At 60.0% G+C, this 22,844-nt stretch carries 28 protein-coding genes; 19 read left to right on the forward strand and 9 right to left on the reverse strand.

Annotated elements, in window-relative coordinates; all coding sequences use genetic code 11:
* Nucleotides 1-7: 7 nt before the first annotated feature.
* Nucleotides 8-211 (reverse strand): hypothetical protein, encoded by a 204-nt coding sequence (locus WA845_RS16510; protein WP_022563935.1) that lies wholly within the window; start codon nt 209-211, stop codon nt 8-10.
* A 142-nt stretch (nt 212-353) separates the two neighbouring features.
* On the opposite strand from WA845_RS16510, the gene WA845_RS16515 reads away from it, so the two are divergent.
* Together WA845_RS16515 and WA845_RS16520 are read left to right on the forward strand one after the other, a co-directional pair.
* Nucleotides 354-542: a hypothetical protein gene (locus tag WA845_RS16515; protein WP_006700508.1), complete on the forward strand. Its 189-nt coding sequence runs from the start codon at nt 354-356 to the stop codon at nt 540-542.
* A 48-nt stretch (nt 543-590) separates the two neighbouring features.
* A complete protein-coding gene (locus tag WA845_RS16520; RefSeq protein ID WP_034497809.1) occupies nt 591-830 on the forward strand; it encodes a DUF6894 family protein in 240 nt (79 codons plus the stop codon).
* Here the strand turns inward: WA845_RS16520 and WA845_RS16525 are convergent.
* Complete coding sequence (locus WA845_RS16525) at nt 786-1,559, reverse strand: Crp/Fnr family transcriptional regulator (protein WP_162719083.1); 774 nt, start codon at nt 1,557-1,559, stop codon at nt 786-788. The genes WA845_RS16520 and WA845_RS16525 overlap by 45 nt on opposite strands.
* Nucleotides 1,560-1,730: 171 nt before the next feature.
* Nucleotides 1,731-2,717: an MDR/zinc-dependent alcohol dehydrogenase-like family protein gene (locus WA845_RS16530; RefSeq protein ID WP_112552943.1), complete on the reverse strand. Its 987-nt coding sequence runs from the start codon at nt 2,715-2,717 to the stop codon at nt 1,731-1,733.
* 215 nt (nt 2,718-2,932) lie between these two features.
* On the opposite strand from WA845_RS16530, the gene WA845_RS16535 reads away from it, so the two are divergent.
* The 10 genes from WA845_RS16535 to WA845_RS16580 all read left to right on the forward strand — a co-directional run bounded on the left by WA845_RS16535 (nt 2,933) and on the right by WA845_RS16580 (nt 13,391).
* On the forward strand, nt 2,933-4,039 hold the full coding sequence (locus WA845_RS16535) for an NAD-dependent epimerase/dehydratase family protein (RefSeq protein WP_337322456.1): 1,107 nt from the start codon (nt 2,933-2,935) through the stop codon (nt 4,037-4,039).
* Nucleotides 4,036-6,072 (forward strand): NAD-dependent epimerase/dehydratase family protein, encoded by a 2,037-nt coding sequence (locus tag WA845_RS16540; RefSeq protein ID WP_112552882.1) that lies wholly within the window; start codon nt 4,036-4,038, stop codon nt 6,070-6,072. Before WA845_RS16535 ends, WA845_RS16540 begins: the two co-directional genes overlap by 4 nt.
* Complete coding sequence (locus WA845_RS16545; RefSeq protein WP_112552880.1) at nt 6,069-7,184, forward strand: glycosyltransferase; 1,116 nt, start codon at nt 6,069-6,071, stop codon at nt 7,182-7,184. Before WA845_RS16540 ends, WA845_RS16545 begins: the two co-directional genes overlap by 4 nt.
* Nucleotides 7,185-7,187: 3 nt before the next feature.
* Complete coding sequence (locus tag WA845_RS16550; RefSeq protein WP_112552878.1) at nt 7,188-8,318, forward strand: CgeB family protein; 1,131 nt, start codon at nt 7,188-7,190, stop codon at nt 8,316-8,318.
* Nucleotides 8,315-9,406: a CgeB family protein gene (locus tag WA845_RS16555; protein WP_112552876.1), complete on the forward strand. Its 1,092-nt coding sequence runs from the start codon at nt 8,315-8,317 to the stop codon at nt 9,404-9,406. The genes WA845_RS16550 and WA845_RS16555 overlap by 4 nt, the downstream gene beginning before the upstream one ends.
* Nucleotides 9,403-10,554, forward strand: coding sequence for a CgeB family protein (locus WA845_RS16560; protein ID WP_112552874.1), 1,152 nt, complete (start codon nt 9,403-9,405; stop codon nt 10,552-10,554). The genes WA845_RS16555 and WA845_RS16560 overlap by 4 nt, the downstream gene beginning before the upstream one ends.
* Nucleotides 10,529-11,563 carry a UDP-glucuronic acid decarboxylase family protein gene (locus WA845_RS16565; protein WP_022563925.1) on the forward strand — a complete coding sequence of 345 codons (1,035 nt, stop codon included), beginning with the start codon at nt 10,529-10,531 and terminating at the stop codon, nt 11,561-11,563. Before WA845_RS16560 ends, WA845_RS16565 begins: the two co-directional genes overlap by 26 nt.
* A 2-nt stretch (nt 11,564-11,565) precedes the next feature.
* Nucleotides 11,566-12,300 carry a TIGR04290 family methyltransferase gene (locus tag WA845_RS16570; protein ID WP_077987606.1) on the forward strand — a complete coding sequence of 245 codons (735 nt, stop codon included), beginning with the start codon at nt 11,566-11,568 and terminating at the stop codon, nt 12,298-12,300.
* A 4-nt stretch (nt 12,301-12,304) separates the two neighbouring features.
* Nucleotides 12,305-12,961, forward strand: a complete 657-nt coding sequence (locus tag WA845_RS16575; protein ID WP_048902942.1) for a UdgX family uracil-DNA binding protein — start codon at nt 12,305-12,307, stop codon at nt 12,959-12,961.
* A gap of 82 nt (nt 12,962-13,043) precedes the next feature.
* Nucleotides 13,044-13,391 (forward strand): hypothetical protein, encoded by a 348-nt coding sequence (locus tag WA845_RS16580; RefSeq protein WP_022563922.1) that lies wholly within the window; start codon nt 13,044-13,046, stop codon nt 13,389-13,391.
* Between the two features lie 71 nt (nt 13,392-13,462).
* Here the strand turns inward: WA845_RS16580 and WA845_RS16585 are convergent, their stop codons facing one another.
* From WA845_RS16585 to WA845_RS16595, 3 genes are all read right to left on the reverse strand, one after another.
* The gene (locus WA845_RS16585; protein WP_004444478.1) at nt 13,463-13,609 is read right to left on the reverse strand and encodes a hypothetical protein; all 147 of its coding nucleotides are present in this window, start codon (nt 13,607-13,609) and stop codon (nt 13,463-13,465) included.
* A 277-nt stretch (nt 13,610-13,886) separates the two neighbouring features.
* Nucleotides 13,887-14,267: a DUF982 domain-containing protein gene (locus WA845_RS16590; RefSeq protein ID WP_112552870.1), complete on the reverse strand. Its 381-nt coding sequence runs from the start codon at nt 14,265-14,267 to the stop codon at nt 13,887-13,889.
* A 92-nt stretch (nt 14,268-14,359) separates the two neighbouring features.
* Nucleotides 14,360-14,860: a YciE/YciF ferroxidase family protein gene (locus WA845_RS16595; protein WP_112552868.1), complete on the reverse strand. Its 501-nt coding sequence runs from the start codon at nt 14,858-14,860 to the stop codon at nt 14,360-14,362.
* A gap of 243 nt (nt 14,861-15,103) precedes the next feature.
* Here WA845_RS16595 and WA845_RS16600 point away from each other — a divergent pair, with 243 nt between their 5' ends.
* The 6 genes from WA845_RS16600 to glgA all read left to right on the forward strand — a co-directional run bounded on the left by WA845_RS16600 (nt 15,104) and on the right by glgA (nt 19,296).
* Nucleotides 15,104-15,463, forward strand: a complete 360-nt coding sequence (locus WA845_RS16600; protein WP_112552866.1) for a hypothetical protein — start codon at nt 15,104-15,106, stop codon at nt 15,461-15,463.
* 14 nt (nt 15,464-15,477) lie between these two features.
* On the forward strand, nt 15,478-16,239 hold the full coding sequence (locus WA845_RS16605) for a Crp/Fnr family transcriptional regulator (RefSeq protein ID WP_072493714.1): 762 nt from the start codon (nt 15,478-15,480) through the stop codon (nt 16,237-16,239).
* A 113-nt stretch (nt 16,240-16,352) separates the two neighbouring features.
* The gene (locus WA845_RS16610) at nt 16,353-16,589 is read left to right on the forward strand and encodes a hypothetical protein (protein WP_034497819.1); all 237 of its coding nucleotides are present in this window, start codon (nt 16,353-16,355) and stop codon (nt 16,587-16,589) included.
* 111 nt (nt 16,590-16,700) lie between these two features.
* On the forward strand, nt 16,701-17,315 hold the full coding sequence (locus WA845_RS16615) for a cysteine hydrolase family protein (RefSeq protein WP_112552864.1): 615 nt from the start codon (nt 16,701-16,703) through the stop codon (nt 17,313-17,315).
* A 121-nt stretch (nt 17,316-17,436) separates the two neighbouring features.
* The gene (locus WA845_RS16620; protein ID WP_004444486.1) at nt 17,437-17,619 is read left to right on the forward strand and encodes a hypothetical protein; all 183 of its coding nucleotides are present in this window, start codon (nt 17,437-17,439) and stop codon (nt 17,617-17,619) included.
* A gap of 162 nt (nt 17,620-17,781) precedes the next feature.
* A complete protein-coding gene (gene glgA, locus WA845_RS16625; RefSeq protein ID WP_174150425.1) occupies nt 17,782-19,296 on the forward strand; it encodes a glycogen synthase GlgA in 1,515 nt (504 codons plus the stop codon).
* Between the two features lie 24 nt (nt 19,297-19,320).
* On the opposite strand, the gene WA845_RS16630 is transcribed toward glgA, so the two are convergent.
* On the reverse strand, nt 19,321-19,533 hold the full coding sequence (locus WA845_RS16630; RefSeq protein ID WP_044458872.1) for a hypothetical protein: 213 nt from the start codon (nt 19,531-19,533) through the stop codon (nt 19,321-19,323).
* Nucleotides 19,534-19,730: 197 nt separating this feature from the next.
* On the opposite strand from WA845_RS16630, the gene treZ reads away from it, so the two are divergent.
* Nucleotides 19,731-21,521 carry a malto-oligosyltrehalose trehalohydrolase gene (gene treZ, locus WA845_RS16635; RefSeq protein ID WP_337322457.1) on the forward strand — a complete coding sequence of 597 codons (1,791 nt, stop codon included), beginning with the start codon at nt 19,731-19,733 and terminating at the stop codon, nt 21,519-21,521.
* 2 nt (nt 21,522-21,523) lie between these two features.
* Here the strand turns inward: treZ and WA845_RS16640 are convergent, their stop codons facing one another.
* Nucleotides 21,524-22,048 carry a sigma-70 family RNA polymerase sigma factor gene (locus WA845_RS16640; RefSeq protein WP_004444493.1) on the reverse strand — a complete coding sequence of 175 codons (525 nt, stop codon included), beginning with the start codon at nt 22,046-22,048 and terminating at the stop codon, nt 21,524-21,526.
* 96 nt (nt 22,049-22,144) lie between these two features.
* Nucleotides 22,145-22,840, reverse strand: a complete 696-nt coding sequence (locus WA845_RS16645; protein WP_337322458.1) for a class I SAM-dependent methyltransferase — start codon at nt 22,838-22,840, stop codon at nt 22,145-22,147.
* Nucleotides 22,841-22,844 lie beyond the last annotated feature (4 nt).

The following is a 22,844-nucleotide window of genomic DNA, read 5'->3' on the forward strand; positions in this document are numbered from 1 at the left end:
TCCTGTCCTATTGGTCGTCCTTGGTCTTCATCGCGTCGGAGACGCGTTTTTTCCTTGGATCGCGCAGATTTTCGCCCACGGCGTCCCTGTCACGTTCTGGATCGTCCTTGGGCTTCAGGTAGCCGCGCGGCCTGTTTTCTTCCGGCCCCTCCCAGCGCGGTGATTGGTCGGTGGTGCCCGGCGCACCGTCGCTTGGCGAGTTATTACCCATTTTTGCCTCCTGAGTCGTTTCGCTGATCCCGAACCACTCAGCCCGGGCAATGTTCCCGGCCCGGCGACCGGGGCGAATTTTTCGAAACCATTCCGCCGGGTCGAAGTTAGGCGGTTTTGACACAAACTGGTGGAGCACGATGATGACGGACAAACCCCATGAGCCCGATCGCATCTCCCGGATCGCGTATGAGCAACAGCAGGACTTTCTGAGGCGGTCGTCGCTGCAGTTCCTCGAATGCGCAATCCATCTCTGTGCGACGAACATGAGCATCTCCGAGCTTGCCGGGCGGCTGGAAAAGCAGGCGCAAATTTTGCGGGAATTCGGTTAGCGGCGGGCGGAAACCCGCCGGAAGCCGTCAGGTTCTGGGGACACTTCAATGCCAAGGTTTTTCTTCAGCATCGTCAGTGGCCAGCATATGCTCGATGATGACGAGGGAAGTGATCTCGCCTCGCTCGATCAGGCCATAGAGGAAGCCCACAAGGACGCCCGCGAACTGATGAGCGAGGCGATCCTTCAGGGACGCGACATCTCGGAAGGATGCGTCGTGATCCGCAATTCGGCCCGCGAGCTCTTAAAAGTGGTTCCCTTCGCCGACGCCCTCGACAGGAAGCCCTGAGGGCATGGGAATCTCTGCCCGCCATTGCGCCATCAGGCTTTCATATTCCCTTTCGGGGACACCATAGGTGACCCCTGCTATCTCCTCGAGCACCTTGCGATCGATGATTCGCACATTGCCGCGTGTTGCCCTGATGGCCCGCATGCCCTCGAGGATATGCAGCTCATTGGTGATTCCCGGCCGTCGCACCCCCAATACACTCGACATGAACTCATGCGTAATGGGCAGATCATCGGTGTCGAGCCGGTCGTGGCACATCAGCAGCCAGCGGGACAGCCTTTCACGCAGGGCATATTGTCCGTTTGCGAGGACAAGCTGACCCACCTGAAGCAGACAGATATTGATATATCCCAGCAACAGGTCGCGAAGGCGTGCGTCCCGTTCCATCTCGTGCCTGAGATCGGCTGCAGCGATGACGAATCCCTCGCCCGCGACGCCCATCGTCGTCTCGTCGGGCGTTGTCCGCGCGCCGAGCAGAACAGGCCATCCGGTCATGCCCTCGCGGCCGACAAGCATGTTCTCCATGCTTTTGCCGCCTTCCGTCCGGGCCACGGACGAAGCAATACCGCTCTCAATGAAACAGACGCGCGAGATGGGCGTGTTGGCGCCGACCAGTTGATAGCCCACGGGCAGATTGATCATCTCCATCCGGGCGACCAGCCGCGAAAAGCCCACTTCACCCAACGCCCTCAGCAATCGGTTGCGCGCAAAAATACTCGATCCAGGCATAACCGTTACCCGCTTCCCCCTCGCTCGACGACACCAAACGGGCGGCAACTTAGCAGCTTGAAATTGCAAGGAAATACCATGTACGTTTCCGTACCCTTGCACCTTTGCTGCCTTGCGATCGAACCGGGCAGAACCAGAAATCCCATCAATGCCGGCGACCTTACGGTTCGCTTATGGGTAGGTTATCAGCGCTTTGAGAAAACCCTCGGGTCGATCCCTGGTATCGTTCAGCGCCCGGTCCAGATCATTCAGAGTATACCGGTGAGTATATAATGTCGACGGATCGAGCTCGCCCGCGGCAACCGCTGCCACGGCCTTCCTCATTCCGCTGATATAGATGGCCGGATCTCGTTCATGCGCATTGATGACATCAAGCCCGCGCCAGTTCCACAATTGCATATTGATCTGGCGCGGCCCGTCCTGGTGATAGCCGGCGATGATCAGCCGGCCGCGTTCGGCCGTCAGTTCGCCTGCGAGATCAAGCGGCCACTGTTTGCCCACCGCTTCGATGACACGATCGCAGAAGCGCCCGTCAGTCAACTGCCTGACACATTCAATGATGCGCCAGTGATCATCCATCTCGACAAGCTCAGTCGCGCCCATCCGGTGCGCTACTTCAAGCGAAAAAGGCCGCCGCGATATGGCAATGACCCGTGCCCCGCGGCGGGCGGCAAGCTGCGTCAACAACGCGCCGATGAAGCCGATACCGATGATGGCGACCGTCTGCCCTGCCTCAATCCCGCTGCGTTCGAAAATGTTCATGGCGCAGCCGAGGGGCTCGCCCGGAAATGGATGACGATCCAGCTGGGACGGCAGGCGCACCACGAGGCCGGCATCGGCAATATCATGGCTGGCATAGGCGTGGTAACTCAACGCCGCGACCCTGTCGCCGACCTTGAGATCGTCGACACCCGTACCCACCCGGTCAATCACCCCCCAGCCCTCATGGCCGAGACCGCCTGGCTCCGTCGGAAACTGCATCCATTCGGGACCGGACCAGGGTGTCAGATTGGAAGCGCAGACGCCGCATCCTTCCAGCCTTATCCGAACCTGATGCGGTCCCGGCGCGGCAAGGGGATGGGCTTCGACGTGCAGCGTTCCAGGGCCAGTGACGACGGCAGCCTGCATGGTGCTGCTACGGTTATCGACGAGATTCATCACAACGCTCCTTGTCCTGATTACGGCAGGCATGCCCGTCGGAAGCAAAACAACGGGCTCGGAGGTGCCGAACAACAGTGCACGGCTTTGGTTCCGGAAGAAGTCATTGATGAAGTAGAAGACAACATTGAAGTCATTCAAGAAGGAACTTTTGCAACGGTCTGCGGTTGGGCCCCCCAATTCGCTCCCCGACGACCGGGCAAAGGATATTCCAGATGGCGACAATTCTCGTAACAGGCGGCGGCGGTTTCATCGGCCGGCATGTAGCGGCGGAACTGGCCGATCACGGTCACAGCGTTCGCATTCTCGACGCGTTCATCGACCAGGTCCACGGCAGCGGAGGCCCAGCGCCGGGAAATATCACCGACATCGTCAAGGCCGACATACGTGACAAGAACGCCGTCATTGCCGCGCTGGATGGCGTGGATGCCGTGGTGCATCTTGCGGCCGAAGTGGGTGTCGGCCAGTCCATGTACGAGATCGCCCGTTATGTCGGCAGCAATGATCTCGGCACGGCCATTCTTCTTGAAGCCATGATCGAACGTCCCGTCCGCAGGATCGTTGTGGCCTCCTCGATGAGCGTTTACGGCGAAGGGCTGTACCGCGACCGCCAAGGCGCGATCCTGGGCCACGTGCGCCGGCGCGCCGATCTGGTCAAGCGCCATATATGGGATCCCGCCGATGCCCATGGCGCCAGCCTGACGCCAGTCGCCACGGACGAGGAAAAGCCCGTCGATCTGGCCTCGATCTATGCCCTGACCAAATATTCGCAGGAGCAGCAGGTGCTGATATTCGGTCGTGCCTACGGGGTTGAAGCGGTGGCCTTGCGTCTTTTCAACGTTTTCGGAGCGGGCCAGGCGCTTTCCAACCCCTATACCGGTGTACTGGCGAATTTTGCAGCACGCCTTTCCAACGGCCAGCGCCCGATCCTCTTCGAGGACGGCGAGCAGCGCCGCGATTTCGTTCACGTGCAGGATGTTGCCCGCGCCTTCCGTCTCGCGCTGGAGAAACCCGCAGCACCCGGCCACGTCTTCAACGTCGGCAGCGGTCAAGCCTACACGATCGCCGAGGTGGCCGCCCTTCTGGCGCAGGCGATGGATTGCCCCGACCTCACGCCGGAAATTACGCTCCAGGCCCGGGCCGGGGATATCCGCAACTGCTTCGCGGACATTTCCAAAGCGCAGGAGCTTCTGGGCTTCACGCCCCGCCATCGTCTGGAAACCTCCCTTGGCCCATTCGCCGCCTGGGTGCGCAGCACAGGTGGACAGGACCGCGGCGCCCAGATGCAGCAGGAACTGCTTGCAAGAGGGCTGGTGTCATGACGGAGCGCGTCAGCAGCCTGCCGGTTCCGCCGCGGAAATTCGGTTTCGTGGAATGGTTTCGCCCTGGCGAATATGAGAGGGCGAAAACCGCCCTGCCGGATATCTGCGCCAGCGGCGCCAGCTATCTACGCACCCATCTCTCCTGGGCGGAGTATCTGGCTCCCGGTGGCGAGGAATGGTTCGACTGGCTCATCCCCCATCTCGCCGGCCAGATAGAAATTCTGCCCTGCATCCACTACACCCCGCCCTCGATGTCGCGCACCGGGCGCTCGTCCGGCGCGCCCGTGGAACTGAAATCCTATGCCGATTTTGTCGACCACATCCTTACCCGTTACGGGCGGCATTTCACCCATATCGAATTGTGGAACGAACCGAACAACCTGCTCGACTGGGACTGGCGGGAAGACAGCGACTTCATGCTGTTTTGCGAAATGGTGGGCGGTGCGGCTTATTGGGCGAGACAGCGGGGCTTCAAGCCCGTCCTTGGCGGCCCCTGCCCGTTCGATCCGTTCTGGCTGAACCTCATGGGGGAACGCGGCGTTCTTGGCGTCGTGGACGCCGTGGGTTTTCACGGTTTTCCAGGGACATGGGACAGCGAACAGGGTGCGTGGGGCGGTTGGGACATGCATCTCGGCGAAATGCGCAAGGTTCTCGACCGCTACAATCCCGGTGCGGAAATCTGGATCACGGAAACCGGTTATTCGACCTGGCGCAAAGACGAAATCGAGCAGGCAAGGCGCTTCATGGTGGCGCTCAACGTCGACGCCGACCGGATGTACTGGTATGCTTGGCAGGATGTGCCGCCCGACGTCGCTGTACAGGAGGGCCTCTGGTTTGACCCCAGACACTACCATCTCGGCGCCGTCACTCATGACAATCAGCCCAAACTCCTGGCGCGCCTGCTGACCGAAGGTGGCATTGACCGGCTGGCGGACGTAACGCGGCTCGCGACGCCGCGTCTTGCCACCCATGCGGCACCCATCGTCATTACCGGCGGCAGCGGTTTCATCGGGTCCAACCTGGCGGACAGTTTCCTCAGGGATGGCGAGGATGTCGTCATTCTCGACAATCTTCAACGCCCGGGCGTCGATCAGAACCTCGCATGGCTGATGGAGCGGCATCGCGACAGGGTTCATCCGGTTCTTGCCGATGTCCGCGATTTCAATGGTATCGACGCGGTGTTTACCGATGCAAAAGCGGTCTTTCATCTGGCCGCCCAGACGGCGGTAACGACCAGCCTCGCCCATCCGCCGGACGATTTCGAAACGAACGGGCGCGGCACGCTCAATGTGCTGGAGGCGGTGCGCAGGGCAGGTCGCAGGGCTGGCGTCATCTTCGCCAGCACCAACAAGGTCTATGGCGCTCTCGACGATCTTGACATGATCGAGGCCGGCGACCGCTATCTTCCAGCTGATGAGGATATACGCGCCGTTGGAATAGACGAGGACCGTCCGCTGGCCTTCTGCACGCCTTATGGCTGCTCGAAGGGCGTGGCGGATCAGTATGTGCTGGATTACGCCCACTCCTTCGGCATTCCCACCAGCGTGCTTCGCATGAGCTGCATTTATGGCCCGCGCCAGTTCGGTACCGAGGATCAGGGCTGGGTTGCGCATTTTCTGCTTCGGCTGCTGGCGAACGAACCGGTATCAATCTATGGCGACGGCAGGCAGGTCCGCGATGTCCTTCATGTCAAGGACGCGGTCGCGGCCTATCGTGCGGCGCTTCTGAACATCGCGACCGTGACAGGTGAAGCCTTCAATCTTGGAGGTGGTCCGCTCAACGCCGTCAGCGTCTTGGAAGTGATCCGGGAAATCGAGGCTGTGATCGGACGCGAGGCCGACATTCATTTCGGCGACTGGCGCGCCGGCGATCAGCTGTTTTTCGTCGCAGACACCCGAAAACTGCAACGGATGCTGGGATGGCAGGCCAGCACACCCTGGCGTTCCGGACTTCGCGATCTCGCGGCATGGCTGATCGAAAGCCGGTTTCGTGACATGGCCTCGCCAGTCGATACCGACAGGAGGCGCGCATGACACCGCCGGCGATTAACGGGCATATCCGGACCATTCTCGTTACCGTCGACGCGGTCGGAGGCGTCTGGCGTTACGCGCTCGATCTCGCGGCCGGGCTTGAGGACGAGGATATAAAAATTATCCTGACCGGTTTTGGTCCACCTCCAACGGCCGAACAGATCCTCGAGATACCCCGGAATTGCCGGCTCGTCTGGCTGGATGCGCCGCTCGACTGGATGGCGGACGACCCGGCACGACTCTCCGCCATACCGGCAATGATCGAAGAGGTCGTCCGACTGCACGACGTCGATCTGCTGCACCTCAACCTGCCGTCGCAGGCCGCCGGGCTTGCTGTCGCAAAGCCGGTGGTGGTGGTGTCGCATTCCTGCATACCGACGTGGTTTTCCGCCGTGCGTGGAACAAAGCCGCCGCGCGACTGGGCGTGGCATGAGGATCTGGGCCGCCGAGGCTTCAACCAGGCTGATCTCGTTCTGGTTCCGAGCCGGAGCCATGCAGAAAACGTGAGGGCGGTCTATGGGCCGTTACCCTCGCTGCAGGTCGTTTACAATGCGAGCGACAGCGTATCGCAGGCCGGGGACAAAGGCGATGTCGTCGTGGCGGCGGGACGCTGGTGGGACGAGGGAAAGAACGGTGCGGTTCTCGACCAGGCAGCGAGGGATACAGTCTGGCCCATTCTTATGGCCGGTTCGACGAGCGGTCCGAACGGCCAGCATCTGGATATCGCCAATGCCCGCCCGGCCGGGGAATGTGCACATTCCGAGATCATGAAGCTGATGCGCAACGCCGCGATATTCGTCTCACCCTCCATTTATGAACCCTTCGGCCTTGCCGCGCTCGAAGCCGCAAAAAGCGGCTGCGCGCTGGTTCTGGCGGACATCCCGACATACCGCGAATTATGGGGTGGCGCCGCACTCTTTGCTTCGCCACGCGATCCATCCGCGTTCGCCGCCGCCCTGAACCGTCTTGCGGGCGATGAATCTCTAAGGGAGAGGCTGGCGACGCAGGCGTTGCTGCGCTCCGGGACCTTCACCCGCAAGGCGCAGTGTGACGCCATGCTCGATCACTACCGCGCGGCGGCACGTTCGCCCCGCCTCCTCACAGCTGCGGAGTAGACCATGAAGTTCGTCTTTTATACGCACTCTCTGATCTCGGACTGGAACCACGGCAATGCCCATTTCCTGCGGGGGATCATGCGCGATCTCCTGCGGCGCGGACATGTCGCCATCGCGCTCGAACCCGCTGGATCGTGGAGCCGTAAAAATCTGGAGGCCGATCAGGGCAGTGCCGCTATCGCCGCCTTTCACGATACATTTCCCGATCTGCGGTCCGTCATCTATGACGAGGATTTCGACCACGAGGCGGCGGTTGATGATGCCGATGTCGTCATCGTCCATGAATGGACTGAACCGGCAACGATTGCGCACCTCGGCCGCCTGCGGCAGTCGGGCGCGACCTTCACGCTCCTGTTTCACGACACGCATCACCGTGCAGTCTCAACCGACGGCGACATTGCCGGCCTTGATCTCTCTGCCTTTGACGGTGTTCTTGTTTTCGGTGAGACATTACGCCAGCGCTATCTGGGCGCCGGCTGGGGACGCAACGTCTTTACATGGCATGAGGCCGCTGACGACACTATCTTCAGGCCGCAGCCATCGACAGAGAAAACCGGCGATCTTATCTGGATCGGGAACTGGGGCGATGACGAGCGGACGGCCGAAATCGGTGAATATCTCGTCCGTCCGGCGGCGGAACTCGGCCTCAAAACGACGGTGCGCGGGGTTCGTTACCCGCAAGACGCGCTGGATGCTCTGAAACGGGCGGGGATCGCCTATGGAGGATGGATCGCCAACGCTTCCGTGCCCGGCGCCTTCGCGCAGAACAGGGTGACCGTTCACATTCCACGCCGGCCCTACGTCGAGCATCTGCCCGGCATTCCGACCATTCGCATGTTTGAAGCCCTCGCCTGCGGCATTCCTCTGATTTCGGCCCCCTGGGATGATTGCGAAGGGCTTTTCCGTGCGGGCGAGGATTATCTATCCGTCAGTTCCGGGGAGGCGATGGCGCGACAGCTTCGCAACGTCCTTGCCGATCGTGAGCTGGCCGGACATCTCGTCAGCTCCGGTCTGGAAACCATACGCACCCGGCATACATGCCGCCACCGCGTTGAGGAGCTTTTCGAAATCCTCGGGGCCTGCGGTACTGCACGCGTCGATGACGCATTGTCCGCACGGGAGGCAGCACAATGAAGATCGCCTTTTACGGATCGAGCCTCCTCTCCGCCTACTGGAACGGCGCCGCCACCTACTATCGCGGATTGCTCAAGGCCCTGGCGACCAGAGGTTACGATATCACCTTCTATGAGCCCGACATATTCGACCGGCAGAAGAACCGCGATATCGATCCGCCGGACTGGTGCAGGGTCGTTGTTTATGAAGGAACCGTCAGCGCGCTGCGGCAGGCTGCAAGCCGCGCGGCGGAGGCCGATATCGTCGTTAAGGCAAGCGGCGTCGGGTTTGAGGATGATCTGTTGATGGCCGAGTTGCTGGATCACGCCCGCGAGGATGCGCTGACGATTTTCTGGGATGTCGACGCCCCGGCCACGCTTGCCGAACTGCGGACCTCCCCGGACCACCCGTTGCGCCATGCGCTGGCGCAGACGGATTTTGTGCTGACTTATGGCGGCGGCGAGCCGGTGATCGACGCCTATCGGTCGCTCGGCGCCAGAGACTGTATCCCCGTCTATAATGCACTCGATCCCGAAACCCATCACCCCGTTCCACCCGACCCGCGCTTCGCCGCCTCTCTGGGATTTCTCGGAAACCGCCTTCCGGATCGTGAGGAAAGGGTCGAGACATTCTTCCTCGAGCCGGCCGCACGTCTCGACAAAGAAACCTTCCTGCTCGGCGGATCGGGCTGGCACGGGAAGGCGATGTCCCCGAACATCCGCTATGTCGGACATGTTTCCACCCGCGACCACAATGCCTTCAACGCGACGCCGAAAGCGGTCCTGAACGTCTCGCGCGCTTCGATGGCTCAGAACGGGTTCTCGCCCGCCACCCGTGTTTTCGAGGCCGCGGGGGCTGCTGCCTGCATCATCACCGACCATTGGGACGGTATCGACCTTTTTCTGAAACCCGAGGAGGAAATCCTGATCGCACGCGACGGCAAGGATGTCGTCGATATCGTATTGGCGCTCACCCCGGCAAGGGCGGCCGACATCGGCGAGCGCGCCTCGGCAAGAGTGCGGCACGAACATACCTATGAACATCGCGCCGAGGACGTGGACCGATTGTTTCGCGCCCGCAGCGCCATGAGCGTGGAGGCGGCGGAATGACAAAGCCGCTCGACATCGTCTTCCTGGGCCTCAGCCTTTCGTCATCATGGGGTAACGGCCATGCCACAACCTTTCGCTCGCTCATTCACGGTCTCGCCGCGGCTGGCCACCGGGTGCTCTTTCTGGAGCGCGACACGCCGTGGTATGCGACAAAACGCGATCTGCCCGCTCCTGATTTCTGCGAGCTCGTCTATTACGAGGATCCTATCGCCGTGACGCAGGAGTATGCGCAGCGGCTGCGGCGGGCGGATGCTGTCATCGTCGGATCCTATGTGCCGGATGGGGTCGGCGTCATCGACGCCGTCAAGGCGCTCGGACCGAAACGGCTCTGCTTCTATGACATCGATACGCCGGTAACTCTTGAGAAACTCAACAGGAACGACGAAGAATATCTCGCCCGAAGGCAGATCCCCCTGTTCGACATCTATTTTTCCTTCACCGGCGGCGACACATTACATCGCCTTGAACGGCACTATGGCGCGCAGCGCGCGGAAGCGCTCTACTGCTCTGTCGATGCGGCCCGTTACCGGAAGTCTGGCGACGAAACCCGGTGGGATCTCGGTTACCTCGGCACCTATAGCCGGGATCGCCAGCCGAAACTTGAAGCGCTGCTGATCGAACCGGCACGCCGGTTGCCCCACATGCGGTTCGTTGTCGCCGGCCCGCAATATCCCGGCAACATCGACTGGCCGGAAAATGTCGAGCGCATCGAACATCTGCCGCCTGAAAAACATTCGGCATTTTATAGCTGCCAGCGTTTCACGCTGAACATCACGCGCGCCGATATGGTTGCGGCCGGCTGGTCGCCGAGCGTCCGTCTTTTCGAGGCCGCTGCATGCGGCACGCCGATCATTAGCGACTTCTGGCCGGGCCTCGCAGACCTTCTGCCCGAAAATGAAGCCGTTCTCATTGCCCGCAACACGGAACAGGTGGTGCATGCACTAACTTCCGTAGGGGCAGAACGCAGACAAGCCATGGCGGCTCACGCCCAGCGACGGATTCTCGAGCACCACACCGGCGAAACAAGGGCCGCCGAACTGACATCATATCTCACCGGAATACCGGCGAGGGTTCCGGAAACGGCGAAACACCCCTTCAGGCTCCAGAACAGGGAGAGCGAGTATGCCGCAGCGAAATCAAGGTACTAGAACGGTTGTTGTCGCAGGTGGCGGCGGCTTTGTGGGTTCGCATCTCTGTGACGCGCTGCTTGCACGCGGCGACAGGGTCATCTGCGTCGACAGCTTCCTGACCGGTTCGAGGTCGAATGTCCGCCCGCTTGTCAATCATCCACGTTTCCGGCTTATCGAATCCGACATATGCGAATTGCGGGACATCGATGAACCGGTTCAGCAGATCTATAATCTCGCCTGTGCGGCGTCCCCGCCGCAATATCAGGCCGATCCCGTTCATACGATGATGACCTGCGTTTCAGGCACCGGCAATCTTCTTGCTCTCGCGCAACACCATGGCGCCTCCTTCCTCCAGGCTTCCACGAGCGAAGTCTATGGCGACCCGGACGAACATCCGCAGCGCGAAGACTACCGCGGCAATGTGAGCTGCACGGGCCCCCGTGCCTGTTACGACGAAGGAAAACGCGCGGCGGAAGCGCTGTGCTTCGATCTTTTGCGTGCGGGCAAGGTCGACGCACGCATCGCCCGGATATTCAACACCTATGGGCCGCGCATGCGACCGGATGACGGGCGTATCGTGTCCAATCTGCTCGTGCAGGCGATTGCGGGCGAGCCGCTGACAATCTACGGGACGGGCGAGCAGACACGTTCTTTCTGTTATGTGAGCGATCTCGTCACGGGTTTGATCGCACTCATGGATGTCGACCCCAATCCGGGCGTTCCCGTCAATCTTGGCAATCCCGGCGAATTCACGATCAGACAGCTGGCCGACCTCGTTCTTCTGACAGTTCCCACGCGGTCGGTACTGGTACACCGTCCCCTCCCGACTGACGACCCGCGACGGCGGCGGCCGGATATTTCCCGCGCCCGGGAACTGCTTCGCTGGGCGCCGCAAGTGCCGCTCACCGAGGGCCTTCGCCACACAGCGGACTGGTTCGCCTTCGCCCTGGCTGGCGGAAACTCCAAGGCAGGAGCGCCCCCGGCAGGCAGCGGAGCAATCGCCGCCGGCGCGGTGCTGGGACCATGACCATGCGCCGGAAACTGGAAAAGCAGATCGAGGATCTCGGGCCCTGGTTCCAGAACATGGCGATCGCAGGCGTGGAAACAGCGCCAGACCACTTTCTCGGCAACTACCCGGCATTTAAGTGGGAGGGGTTTCGCCACATCATTCCAGAAGATCTCGGCGGTCGCAGCGTTCTCGATATCGGATGTAATGCCGGGTTTTACAGCGTGGAAATGAAACGTCGCAATGCCGGGCGGGTCGTCGGCATCGATGCCGACCCGCACTATCTCGCCCAGGCCCGCTTTGTCGCCGAGCAATCCGGACTCGACATAGAGTTCCGGCAATTGTCGGTTTATGACGTGGCCAGGCTTGAAGAGCGTTTTGACCTCGTGATTTTCATGGGCGTATTTTACCATCTGCGGCATCCGCTTCTGGCGCTCGATCTCATCCACGAACATGTCGCAGCCGATATGATGCTCTTCCAGTCGCTTCAGCGGGGTGACGGGAGAATACCCGACCTCGAAGAAGATTACCCGTTTTCCGAATGGGCCATGTTCGAGGACCCCGCTTATCCCAAACTGTTTTTCGTGGAGGAACGGTATGCGGCTGATCCGACGAACTGGTTCATACCCAACAGGGCCGCGGTGGAGGCAATGCTTCGCAGCGCCGGCTTCATCATAGAGCGACATCCGGAACGGGAGGTTTATCTATGCCGGCGCGGGGCACGCCACTATGCGGCAGAGCCGCCGCCGGGAGAATAGACCCGTGCCGACCGCAGCCCGCAAGAACCGCCCCCCACCGGCCTTTCAGCCCGATCATGCCGAAGCGCCTTCACTCGCTGCATTGCACAGGCAGGCCGAAGGCTGCGAACGTTGCGATCTTTACAGGAATGCGACCCAGCTGGTTTTTGGCGAGGGCAGAAACGATGCGAGTGTCGTGCTTGTCGGCGAACAGCCCGGCAATGACGAAGACCTGAAGGGCCATCCATTTGTCGGCCCCGCGGGCCGGCTGCTCGACGCATGCCTGCAGGAAGCAGACGTCGATCGCTCGCAATGTTATGTCACCAATGCCGTCAAGCATTTCAAGTTTGAACAAAGAGGCAAACGGCGGCTCCATGCGCGCCCCAACAGCGGGGAAGTGCAGCGCTGCGCCTGGTGGCTGGGAGCGGAACTGCGGTTACTCAAACCAGAGCTGATCGTCGCCATGGGCGCGACGGCTTTTTATTCGCTCACCGGCCGTACCAGCGGAGTGACCACGGAGCGGGGGCATTTCTCCACCACCCCTGGCGGAACACGCCTTCTCGTGACCATTCACCCTTCCTACCTGCTGCGCCTTCGCGACCGCGACGAGGCGCGACTACAACGGCAGGCCTTCGTCGCCGATCTGCGCAAGATAAGGAAATTTCTGGCGGCGGCAGAATAAGCGGTCTGCTGGCAGCAATCATTTCCAGCCGCGGGAACAAGCTTCTTCAAGCGTGGTTAGGCACTGCCGAAAGGGAGGATTGATGGCAATGAAGAAGAAGATCGAATGTGAGATCATGGCACATGAAAATGGCTGGGCCGTTCTGGTCGGCAATGTCATGGAGGCTGTTTATCCAAGCCGTTATCTCGCGGTAACATCGGCGAAGACGCGGCACATGGACTTCATCCTTGTGGACGAAGCCATGCCACTGCGTCACTCGACGACGGACGTCATGGCGACCGACCGGGCGGTATCGCGCCGAAACGGTGAAGCGTTCCGGCTGACAGTCGCCGCGCCTTACCAGGTGGACATTCCCTTGAAACGCAGGCGCGGGGAAATAAACACGCCGGTCTCGATTGAAGGCCGGGACCTGGTCACTGGAAAATTTTGAGGGATACGGTATGGATGCCGTCCGGAAAAGATGCCGGACGGCATCGCTCCATCTATCCGCCAGGCGCCGGTTCAGCCGGCCAGCAGCCAGACGAGGAAGCCGCCGATAAGGATGAAGACCAGGATGACGCCAAGCAATCGCGCCAGCCCCTCATTGGTATTGGTGTCTGCGCCGACAATCGTCCAATAGATCGATTTTTCGTCTGTCCGTTCGCTCATCTGCCACTCCTCGCGGGATACTTGTCAGGATACGCGGCCAGGATGCGTACCGACAAGGAAACATAATGCAATCACGATAGCCAGTGCGAAGATAACCAAAGCATAGATCATCATCCTCTTCCATGTTCGCTTCCGTCCGCGAAAGGCACCGTCATCGACGCCGACGGGAGAATATTTGGAAACGAACTCCTCACTGACAGGGCGATTGAGGTCCTCTTCCGGTTTTATGCGGTCGCGTGGCTCGGCCATCTTGTCCTCGTGCTTTCTGTTCCGGGTCTTAGCGTCGGGGCGCGGCCGCCAAACTCCCTTTGCCGCCAGCTTTCGCCCCCGGAAAGAGCGGCAGCTGAGTATTTTCGATACCTGACGATGGGCCAAGCGGAATACCGGCCTCCAGGCATGCTGCAATCAAATGCTCTCTCGCAACCGCCGAAGAGCCGTTTCTCAACATGGCCAGGCGGCAACTCCTCAAAGCCCGAGCGTAATGGACGCCTGCCTTTTCAGGCCATTCCTCCTCCAGCAAACGAACCGCCTCATCCACGCCAGAAACATTGAAGCAGCGGCCGCCCAGAAAAATTTCAAGCGGATATGCGCCGAGCAGCGGAATTGTCGTCATCTTTTTCTCCATCGCCGTGGCATTTGCCACGCGGTCGTGGACCATGCAGGGTTCGGACGCGGAAATAGCCCGCGCCGTCACTTACGGGTCGACTTCCGCATCCTACAATACGGAAGACGGACCCAGCGCTATTTCCGTCAGGCCGCTTTCTGGCTTTTCGGGTTGGCAACCGTCGCGGCGAGTTTCGTCAGCTTTTTGTCGGTTGCGCCTTCTTCGTCGAGGTTTGCCTGAAGCAGCGGAACGGCTTCATCGATGCCCAGCTGACCCGCCCACGCCACCAGAGTGCCATAACGGGCAATCTCGTAATGTTCGACGGCCTGCGCGGAGGCAATCAGGCCCGCATCGAGCGCCGGCGAATCCTTGAAGGATTCGATGATTTCCTCGGCTTCCGCAATAATGCCCTGAATGGCCTCGCACGTCTTGCCGCGCGCATTCTTGCCGATGATTTCGAACACGCGCTCCAGACGCTCGATCTGGCCTTGCGTCTCATCCCGGTGCTGCAGGAAACCCTGTTTCGCCTCTTCGAGCTGCGCGGCGCGCGCCATTTTCGGCAAGGCCTTGAGTATCTGTTTTTCCGCATAATAGATGTCCTTCAGGCCATCCAGAAACAGATCGTCGAGCGTTTTTTGACTAGCCATTTACGTCTCCTTGAGTGAACGACGCCCCGAACCCCGCGTGCCCACAATTGTTCCGCTCTGGCTGAAAAGACCTGAAAAAAGCGCATCCGGACGTGCCGCGTTCATCGTCGGTGCATGTTCAGAACTACACAGTAGTGCCGTCTCGCATATATTTGATGAAATCGAATGAACCGACTACGGTTAGTTAGACATTATAGTATTGAATAGAGATACGCATTGCCGGTGGCGTGCGAGGAGCAAGGCATGCAGACTATCAAGCGTCTCCCTATAATGGTCATCGGCGCGGCCGACACAGTCACACCGGAAATAGCAAAAGCCTGGTCCCGAGCGCAGGTCGGTCTGATAGGTCCCTACCCGGCCGACGTTATGGAAAATGACGATACGCTGCTGTTTTCCGCCGCTATCATCGATGTCCGCTACGAGGCGGAGATCATGCTTCGTGTGACCGATCAGCTTGAAGAGAAGGCCGTTCCCTACCTGTTTTTCGTGCCCCGACCGGTCTTCGAGAGCGAACCGGGACCTTTTGTGCTCTCCGCACGTTCAGAGGACATAGACAACATTGTCTCCGCCTTGATGGCGCAGGGAGGGGGCATAAGACACTAGCGAGGCAAAGTGTTATGCTGGAGCGGAGCAACGGGCGAGAAGAAACGGGTTTCCTCCTTTCCCTTCTTGATGCGGAAATCCGGAGCGAGGTGCTGAAGGCGTCGACATCGTTGACACTTTCGCTTGGCGACAAACTTTTCTCAGCCGGTCAGCGCATCGATCGCGTGCTTTTTCTCGCCTCGGGCATAGCATCCATCGTGGTAGTTTCGAGATCAGGACGGAAAACCGAGAGCGGCATCGTCGGACATGAAGGTTTCATACCCACCGGTGCACTCGCCGGCGCGGAGGAGAACTTAACCGAGATCGTCGTTCAGGCGCCGGGCAAGGCGGTGGCTATGGACATGGAGGTTTTCCGCAGCCTGATGGCGAAACATCAAATATTCTCGGACATCGTGATCTGCGCCTCGCACGTCGCGAGGACGCAGGTGGAATGCACGGCCGCCGCCAACGCCACCGGCACGGTCAGCCAGCGCCTGGCGCGTTGGCTCCTGATGTGTCACGACCGCGTGCGTGGCGACCAGCTACAGTTGACCCACGATTTCCTGTCGATGATGCTGGCGGTGAGGCGCCCGAGCGTGACGGACGCCCTGCACGTCCTCGAAAGCGAACGCCTGATCCGCGCCGAGAGAGCGAAAATCACCATAAGGGACCGGCAAGCGCTGGAAACGTATGCGCAGGAATATTACGGGCTGGCAGAGGAGGAAAGTGCGCGGGTATTCGCGCGCTTTCATGCGCAGATACCCGAAGTGGCCGGAAGACATAATCTCGCATTATAGGCAGATCGGCGCCTTCGGTACGGTCACGACCATTTACCTCCACTCTTTTCCGTATAAGATAGACACGTGATCCCTTTTTCGGCCTCGCAAACGCAGCCGCCAAGGAGGTGAAATTGTCCGCCTATCGCGCCTATCAGAGTTCGGGTATCTTCCTGAATGACGATATCAATACGGTCAAGTCGGCTTATGACAGCGTCCTGGCCGGAGAGCACGATCCCAGCCTTTGCTTGGAGGACCTCGCCCGTTACGTCCTCAAAATGTATAATCGCGGCATTGTCGATCCCGGCAAGCTCCATGAAATGTCGGCGCTTTATTTCAGAATGAGGCGCACCGGCCAACGCCGGGCGTAGGCCCTTGGGTCGTCGATGCGGCCGGGCTAAGGCGGCCGTGCGGGGCGGAACTTTCGGCGGACCGGATTGTTAGCTGACCGTAGCTGACCCACAAATCATTCGGACATTCCCATGAATTCTGAAGAGGGCCTCTTTCCTCGGTGGTGTCATCTTTGCATCGACATGCAGCGCATGTTTGCGGAAGAGACGCCATGGCACGTGGACTGGATGCCGCGCATCATCGACAATGTCGGGCGGGTGGTTGAGAACTCGCCGCACACGACCATTTTCACCCGCTTCATCCCACCGCCGGATGCCGACGCCGCCTCGGGGCGGTGGGGGCGTTATTATGAGAAATGGTGGATGATGACCGGCGAGTACCTTCGCCCCGAAATGACCGATATCGTCCGCGAGTTCGCGGGCTACGTTCCACCTGCGGAAGAATTCCTGAAAACCACCTATTCCCCCTGGACGGATGGTCGCCTGCACCGAAAACTCGTAGGCCAAGGGGTCGGCACGCTTGTCATATCCGGTGGGGAAACGGATGTCTGCGTACTCGCAACCGTGCTAGGGGCGGTGGATCTGGGGTATCGCATCTTCCTTCTTGAGGACGCCGTCTGCAGCGCACGCGATGCAACGCATGATGCCTCGCTGACGGTATTGAGGGGCCGTTTCGCGGCACAATTGACCCTCGTCAGCACGCAGGACTGGCTTCAGGCCAAAGAGGAATTCCTGCGCAGCGATTAACCCCGAAGACGCCGCGCGGAAAATTAGCGACCGCGACGAAACGGACGGGAACAATCGCTCGGAAGCAGGGTTCGAGTCGTTCGATCGAAACGATCAGCACCAGATGCGAACGAGGTTCAAAATGACCAGAAAAACGCTCCCCATTCCGAAAGACAACCAAACGGACAAGGGCCCGGGCGACAATGAGCGCCTCAATGCGGAGGAAGCCTCTTCTGCGAAGGAGAAGAACGCCTCCACCCGCACGGGACGACAGGCCAACATAAAAATCAACACCACCCATCAGGGACATCAGCAGGATCGATAGCGTTCCTCGGCGCCAAGGCAGAATTGCGGATCGGCCGTCCTTCTGAGCGCCGCCGCCTGCCCCCCGTGATGCGGCACACCACTAAAGCGGCGAGAGGCTTTGCAAACACTAGAAGCCCCGCGTCTCCTCACGATGACAGATCGACGAAATGCGGAGGCATTCATGCACATTCTTGCCGTCACGGCCGAGATGTTCCCTTTCATCAAAACCGGCGGGCTGGCCGATACGACGGGAGCATTGCCGGACGCGCTTACCAAACTCGGTGCGGAGGTGCGCACGCTGCTGCCGCTCTATCGCAAACTGCGTCCCCTCATCCGCGGGCATCAGCCCTGCTTTTCCGGGAGCGTGCTGGGACAGGACGTTAAGGTATATTCGCTCGTTGCCGACCAGAAGAATTTGCTGCTGCTCGATGCGCCCCATCTCTTTGACCGGGATGGGCATCCTTACGGCGAAAAGGACCATCCGTTTCCGGACAACGACCTCCGGTTCGCCGTCCTGTCCAAGACCGCGGCGGACATTGCCCTTGGATCAATGCCCGGTTGGAGGCCGGATATCGTCCACGTTCACGACTGGCACGCCGCCTTGACCTGTGTCTATCTCGCCGACGCGGCGCCGGGCGAGGTGCCGACCGTCCTGACCATTCACAACCTCTCATTTCAGGGTCAATATCCTTTTTCGCGCGCAAGGGTTCTGGGGCTTCCGGACGAGCTCTGCACGGTGGAATGCCTCGAATATTACGGCGACATCTCTTTTCTGAAGGGCGGCCTGACGACAGCATCGGCCGTTACCACGGTCAGTCCAACCTATGCGCGCGAAATCCTGACACCGGAAGCCGGCATGGGCATGCATGGCGTGTTCGGCACGCGAAGCGAAAGTGTGCGCGGCATCGTCAACGGCGTCGATCAGAATGTCTGGAATCCCGCGACCGATCCCTTCATTCTCGCGAATTTCATGTCGGCGACCGTGGCAAGGCGGAGCCTGAACAAATATGCGCTGCTTCAGGCTCTGGGCCTTGCCCACACACAGGGTCCGGTATTTGGTGTGGTGAGCCGTCTCACCTGGCAAAAGGGCGTTGATCTTTTGCTCGATGTTGTTCCCCTCATCATCGCGCGGAAAGGCAGACTGATCGTTCACGGAGAAGGAGACGGGCAACTGGAAGATGGCCTGCGTGACCTGTCGAAAAGATATCCGGAAATGGTCTGTGCCCATATCGGGTATGACGAACGTCTGGCCCACATGATCCATGCGGGGTCGGATTTCATCATCCAGCCTTCGCGCTTCGAACCATGCGGCCTGACCCAGCTTTACGCATTGCGATATGGCGCCTTACCCATCGTCAGCCGCACCGGAGGTTTGGCCGAGACGATCATCGACGCCAACGACGCCGCCATAGATGCGGGGGTTGCTACCGGCTTTCAGTTCGAACCGGCAAATATCGACGACCTGCGGGCGGCGCTGGAGCGCGCCATCGCTGCGTTCAACAACAGGGAACTCTTCAAGCGCCTCCAAGCCCAGGCCATGCGTGCCAACTTTTCCTGGGAAAAGAGTGCGGCGCAATATCTGGCGCTTTTTGAAGGGCTCGTCAGCAAAGAGCCGCAGGAGTCGCTTTCGTTTCCCGACATATTGCCGGACGCATTTGCGAGAATGCGTATCGAGCGGCGGCAGGCCAGACAATAAGGCAAACGCCGACTTTACCGCGCATCAGAGGAGCCGGTCCTGTTTCCAGCGGACATAGGGAGCGAGCGACTGGCCAGGAAACCGGTTTTCGATCTCCGTGGCTGTCAAATCCACCAGTGCTTCCACTTCCTCAAGCCCCTCCTTCTCGCTCTTTGCTTCAAGTTCGCGCATCTTGTGGAATAATTCGTCGTCCGTTGCCACGCGGAGAAAGTCGGCAAGGTCGGTTTCCTGTGTCATGTCACCGTCTCTTTCTGTCTTCAGGTCAGCGATCGGGCGGCAAGCTGATGCCCGCCGAGCCGTCGTTTTGGCTGTTCAACGGCGAACGACGGCCAAACCCGTTTGTTCCTTTCATCAGCATATTCCCGGTGCGGAGGCAGCAACCGACCGACGGCGATCCGGTTAGGACCAAACGAGGCTGACTGGAGGTTCCGTGAATGTTCAACGCAATGAAATACCGCAAATGGGGCGTGCAATTCGATGCTGCAGGAGATGCGCGCTTTCGCATCTGGGCGCCCGGTTCTGATGCGCCGAGGCTCGTTATAAACGGCGCGGAATACGAAATGCGGTCTGAGGGGAACGGCTGGTACGAAGCCGTTGCAGCGGATGTGAGTGGCGGCGCCACCTATCACTTTGTTCTGCCGGACGGGCGTGAAATCCCCGATCCGGCCTCACATTGGCAGGAAGGCGGCCTGGACGGCCCGTCAACCATCATCGATCACGACTTTGCGTGGCGGCATGAGAACTGGATCGGCAGGCCGTGGCACGAGGCTGTGATCTACGAGATTCACATCGGCACATTCACGGAAGAAGGGACTTTCCGGGCAGCCGAAAAGAAGCTGGAACGACTGGCTGAACTCGGCATCACCGTCATTGAGGTGATGCCGCTCGCGAGTTTTCAGGGAGATCGCGGCTGGGGCTACGACGGCGTTCTGCAATTTGCGCCGCAGCGGGATTATGGATCGCCGGACGACCTCAAAGCCTTTATAGACGCGGCCCATGGCCTGGGGATGATGGTTTTGCTGGATGTGGTTTACAATCATTTCGGGCCGGAGGGGAACTTCCTTCAAACTTATGCGCCCGACTTTTTTCAGAAAAACGAAACGCCCTGGGGCCCTGCTCCCGATTTCGACAGCGTGGATGTGCGATCATATTTCCTGCAAAACGCTCTTTACTGGCTTCAGACCTACCGTTTTGACGGGTTGCGGATCGATGCCGCCGACCATCTGGCCGGCGGCGGCGGCGAGGTGGATTTCCTGACAGAGCTTGCCCAGACGATCAGGCACAAGGTGACGGGCAGGCATGTGTATCTTGTCATAGAGGATGCAAGAAACACGGCAAAGCCGATGACGCCCGAAGAAGATGCCCCACCGCTGGTAGACGCCCAGTGGAACGACGACTTTCATCACGTCGTTCACGTCATGACGACCGACGAAGATGGCGGTCTTTATCAGGATTTCGTTTCGAACCCGGAGAGCCTGCTTCGTCGGTCGCTTGCGACCGGCTTCGTTTATCAGGGCGATCCGCGCCCTTCCCGGGACTTTGCGGCGAGCGGCGAACGCAGCGACCATCTATCCCCGCAAACCTTCGTGAATTTCCTTCACAATCACGATCAGGCCGGAAACCGGCTTTGCGGCGAAAGACTGCGTGCCCTGCTCGAACCAGCTCTTTTCGATATACTAGAGTGCATTCTCCTGCTCTCCCCCCAAACGCCGCTGATGTTCATGGGCGACGACCACGCATCGACGCAGCCCTTCTACTTCTTTTCCGACCACCCGCAACACGATCGGGAAGCCGCGATAAAAGGGCGGTTGCGGCAGGCTGAAATGTTTCAGGGAGCTCTTCCCGAAAACGCGCGCGATCTTGTCCAGGACCCCAATGATGTGCGCACGCGGCTCCTTTCTACCTTGAACTGGCGTCAGGCCGATGAGGAAGATGGGAGACGGGCAAGCGAGATCCTTGCGGGATTGCTTGCAAAGCGCCGGCAGTATGTCTGGCCCCTGCTCGCTTCGGAATTCGGAGGCGGGACGGCACTCGGTTCGCCTGCGCGAACGCTTGCCATAGACTGGGCGTTTGCGGCCGGCCGGTTGCAGCTCAGGGCCAATTTATCCGATGCTCCGGCGGATCTGCCCCCGGTGGAAGGGGAAATCTTCCACCGGCGTGGCGACATCGACGGGCGAACGGGGAAATCCTGCAGCTACAGTGTGCTGTTCGCGGTAGCCCGCTGATGTCAGGCGAGATTGCGCCGCAGGGATTCGCGGGCGCGGTTGACGCGGCTCTTGATGGTGCCCACCCTGCAGCCGCAGATGGAGGCTGCATCGGCGTAGCTCGTTCCTCCGGCAACGAGCAGCAGCGCCTTCTTCTGATCCGCATCCAGATCGCGGATTGCGCGCATGACTTCATCGTGCTCCATCCGCCATTCCTGACTGGCGGGGACCGACATCGTTTGCTCTATTCCCGCCGGCAGCCCGACGCATTCGCGCCTTGCAACCTTGTATCGGGTACAGAAGGTGTTCCGCAAAATGGTGAACAGCCACGATTTCAGGGCTGTTCCGGGGGTGAAGCGGTGCAGGGAACGAAGCCCCCGCATCATGGTTTCCTGAACGAGATCGTTGACATCCTCGTCATTTCTGACGAAACGACGCGCAAACGCCGTCAGCGCTGGCGCGAGATCGGCAATTCCGATACGCAAGGTCTCAAGTTGCGCTTCGCTTAGTGCGGGGCCGGACTCTTCATTTATAGCGTGTTTGGCCATGGTCCTTCCTTTCACATTGAAGGGAAATGGCCCATCTACCGCTTGGTTGCCGTACGCCAACGTACAATGCGTATTTTTTCGGCGGTGCCAGAGGTCCTAGTGACCCGAAAGGGACGCGGTCTTCTCAGACGTCTCCGTCGACGAGCGGGAAAGACGCAGCAGACGAAAATACCCGGTTGGGGGGATCGTCCTGTTTTCCGCCAGATGGAAAGACGGGTTGCGGCGCAGCCAGTCCTCAATCCCGTCCAGACGAAATGCCGAACTGAGCCCTATGTTATGGGCCACCGGCGAGACCATCTGTTCTATGCGGCGAACTGCGCCGCTGCTGTCGGTGATCTTGCTGACGATGACGATCTCGCCACGCGGCTTCAGCACTCGGGCGCATTCGGAAAGCAGCCGGCCGGTATCGGGAATGAGCGTGATGACGAAGGGCAGCGAAATCACGTCGAAGGACGCATCCGGGAACGTGGTTTCGCAGGCATCCATCACATGCAGTGCCTTCACATGCGGCAGTGAACCGCCCGCCGCCTTTGTTTTGGCCTTCCGGAGCATGTCCGCTGAAATGTCGATCCCGGTCACGTTGCTGGCCGGAGGATAAAGCGGAAGGACCAGCCCCGTGCCGACGCCGATTTCGAGAATGTCGCGACCGGCACCACCCACACGTCTGGCCAACTCCATCTGCGCCCGCTTGAGAAAGAAGCCGTAGACACGGTCATAAACCGGGGCCCAGAACCGATATGCCTTTTGCTGCTGTGCCCGGTTCGGGATGCTCGATACCGTTTCGTCGCTCACTCGC

The organism is Agrobacterium sp. CMT1 (assembly GCF_037203725.1).
Taxonomy (GTDB): Bacteria; Pseudomonadota; Alphaproteobacteria; order Rhizobiales; family Rhizobiaceae; genus Agrobacterium; species Agrobacterium pusense.

Coding starts and splice junctions, on each gene's coding strand:
- WA845_RS16510 (WP_022563935.1), bottom strand. CDS start 211: ATGGGTAATAACTCGCCAAGCGACGGTGCGCCGGGCACCACCGACCAA.
- WA845_RS16515 (WP_006700508.1), top strand. CDS start 354: ATGACGGACAAACCCCATGAGCCCGATCGCATCTCCCGGATCGCGTAT.
- WA845_RS16520 (WP_034497809.1), top strand. CDS start 591: ATGCCAAGGTTTTTCTTCAGCATCGTCAGTGGCCAGCATATGCTCGAT.
- WA845_RS16525 (WP_162719083.1), bottom strand. CDS start 1,559: ATGCCTGGATCGAGTATTTTTGCGCGCAACCGATTGCTGAGGGCGTTG.
- WA845_RS16530 (WP_112552943.1), bottom strand. CDS start 2,717: ATGAATCTCGTCGATAACCGTAGCAGCACCATGCAGGCTGCCGTCGTC.
- WA845_RS16535 (WP_337322456.1), top strand. CDS start 2,933: ATGGCGACAATTCTCGTAACAGGCGGCGGCGGTTTCATCGGCCGGCAT.
- WA845_RS16540 (WP_112552882.1), top strand. CDS start 4,036: ATGACGGAGCGCGTCAGCAGCCTGCCGGTTCCGCCGCGGAAATTCGGT.
- WA845_RS16545 (WP_112552880.1), top strand. CDS start 6,069: ATGACACCGCCGGCGATTAACGGGCATATCCGGACCATTCTCGTTACC.
- WA845_RS16550 (WP_112552878.1), top strand. CDS start 7,188: ATGAAGTTCGTCTTTTATACGCACTCTCTGATCTCGGACTGGAACCAC.
- WA845_RS16555 (WP_112552876.1), top strand. CDS start 8,315: ATGAAGATCGCCTTTTACGGATCGAGCCTCCTCTCCGCCTACTGGAAC.
- WA845_RS16560 (WP_112552874.1), top strand. CDS start 9,403: ATGACAAAGCCGCTCGACATCGTCTTCCTGGGCCTCAGCCTTTCGTCA.
- WA845_RS16565 (WP_022563925.1), top strand. CDS start 10,529: ATGCCGCAGCGAAATCAAGGTACTAGAACGGTTGTTGTCGCAGGTGGC.
- WA845_RS16570 (WP_077987606.1), top strand. CDS start 11,566: ATGCGCCGGAAACTGGAAAAGCAGATCGAGGATCTCGGGCCCTGGTTC.
- WA845_RS16580 (WP_022563922.1), top strand. CDS start 13,044: ATGGCAATGAAGAAGAAGATCGAATGTGAGATCATGGCACATGAAAAT.
- WA845_RS16585 (WP_004444478.1), bottom strand. CDS start 13,609: ATGAGCGAACGGACAGACGAAAAATCGATCTATTGGACGATTGTCGGC.
- WA845_RS16590 (WP_112552870.1), bottom strand. CDS start 14,267: ATGGTCCACGACCGCGTGGCAAATGCCACGGCGATGGAGAAAAAGATG.
- WA845_RS16595 (WP_112552868.1), bottom strand. CDS start 14,860: ATGGCTAGTCAAAAAACGCTCGACGATCTGTTTCTGGATGGCCTGAAG.
- WA845_RS16600 (WP_112552866.1), top strand. CDS start 15,104: ATGCAGACTATCAAGCGTCTCCCTATAATGGTCATCGGCGCGGCCGAC.
- WA845_RS16605 (WP_072493714.1), top strand. CDS start 15,478: ATGCTGGAGCGGAGCAACGGGCGAGAAGAAACGGGTTTCCTCCTTTCC.
- WA845_RS16615 (WP_112552864.1), top strand. CDS start 16,701: ATGAATTCTGAAGAGGGCCTCTTTCCTCGGTGGTGTCATCTTTGCATC.
- WA845_RS16620 (WP_004444486.1), top strand. CDS start 17,437: ATGACCAGAAAAACGCTCCCCATTCCGAAAGACAACCAAACGGACAAG.
- glgA (WP_174150425.1), top strand. CDS start 17,782: ATGCACATTCTTGCCGTCACGGCCGAGATGTTCCCTTTCATCAAAACC.
- WA845_RS16630 (WP_044458872.1), bottom strand. CDS start 19,533: ATGACACAGGAAACCGACCTTGCCGACTTTCTCCGCGTGGCAACGGAC.
- treZ (WP_337322457.1), top strand. CDS start 19,731: ATGTTCAACGCAATGAAATACCGCAAATGGGGCGTGCAATTCGATGCT.
- WA845_RS16640 (WP_004444493.1), bottom strand. CDS start 22,048: ATGGCCAAACACGCTATAAATGAAGAGTCCGGCCCCGCACTAAGCGAA.